Annotated in this window: 1 protein-coding gene; it reads right to left on the bottom strand. The window is 68.3% G+C overall.

All coding sequences use genetic code 11. From position 1 onward, the window contains the following. Nucleotides 1-1,124 (bottom strand): EAL domain-containing protein (locus tag ACSFA3_RS23495; RefSeq protein ID WP_435507831.1); only part of this gene is annotated, 1,124 nt, incomplete at its 3' end. Between the last annotated feature and the right edge of the window lie 238 nt (nucleotides 1,125-1,362).

Here is a 1,362-nt window from a genome sequence, read left to right as displayed (position 1 = left end):
TAGCGCTGGTCTTCCGACATCAGGATGCCGAGCAGGCTCTCGACGTTCTCCTCGCGCTCCACGATGCGCGGGGTGCTGCTGCCGTAGGCCAGGCAGGGGCGGCGGCCGTGGACCTCGCGGAAGTACATCCGTGCGTAGTCGTTCATGAACGACTGCCGGTTGATCAGCGAAACGGGGGTGCCCTTATCGACCACGGCGAGTGCATGCAGCTCGGGGTGCTTCTGGAAGATTTCAGAAACCTCGTCGATCGGCGTCTGCGGGCTGAGCGCAGGCGCCTGGATGACCAACAGGCTGCGCAGCACATTGGGCTGCGACGTTTGAGACGCATGCGGCATCACCGCGATGCGAGTGTCGCGGATGGTGGCCGCCATGGGCTCGGGCAGGGCTGGCTGCAGCGCCGGTGCCGGCCTGCCGAACAGGTAGCCCTGGCCGTGGGCAATGCCGAGGTCGCGCAGCACGTGCAGGTCTTTCGCGTCTTCCACGCCTTCGGCGATGAGCTCGGTGCCCAGCGCGTTGCCGAAGCCGACGATGGCGCGTACAAGTGCCACGCTCTGCGGGCTGTTCGCGATGCCCTGGGTCAGCAACTTGTCGATCTTCACGAAGTCCGGCTGCAGCTCTTTCCAGCGTCGCAGGTTGGAATGGCCTTCGCCGAAGTCGTCGAGCGCAACGCGCGCGCCCAGCGCATGCAGCGCCTCGACCGCGCGGCCCAGCGCTTCGGGGCTGCCGGTGGCCTGCTGCTCGGTGAGCTCCACGGTCACGTCGCGGGCGCTGACGTCGTGGTGCGCGAGCATGCGTTCGAGCCAGCACGCCGTGCCCACGCCGCCCATGGCCGCGACCAGTGCGTCGGCGCTCATGTTCACGAACAGCCGGCCCGCATCGGGCAGGCGGCCCCACTGGGCGAGGATGGCTTCCACGCACAGCAGCTCGAACTCGGTCAGCCGCGACTCGGCCGCGGCAAGTGCAAGCAGCGCCTGCGGGCTGTGGAGCGGGGTGCCGGCCGGTCCGCGAATGAGGGCTTCATGGCCGAAGACCGTGCCCTTGCGCAGATCCACGATGGGCTGGAAGAAGGGCGAGATCGCAGGAGGCGAGGCAGGGGTGGCGTTGGGCCGGGTTTGCCGGGGCATGCTGTGGAAGTTGTTCGTCGGCGACGCTCGCGCACGGGAAAAACGCGTAAGCCATTTGGGCTACATCATGACGCGGTTGTGTGACAGCCGCACCGGCCCTGCCGGCCGTGGGGTCAGGCGACGGTGGTGACGATGCGGCCCGTGTGCCCATCGGCCAGCGCGATGCGCTCCCACAGCACGCGGCCCGGGAGAATCGGGATGATCCGGTCGGCGTTGGCCTCGGTCGAGATCTCCAGCG

The organism is Variovorax glucosi, assembly GCF_051216695.1.
In the GTDB taxonomy this organism is placed as follows: Bacteria; Pseudomonadota; Gammaproteobacteria; order Burkholderiales; family Burkholderiaceae_C; genus Variovorax.
Note: the sequence above shows the minus strand (reverse complement) of the source record. Positions and strands in the feature narration are given on the sequence as shown.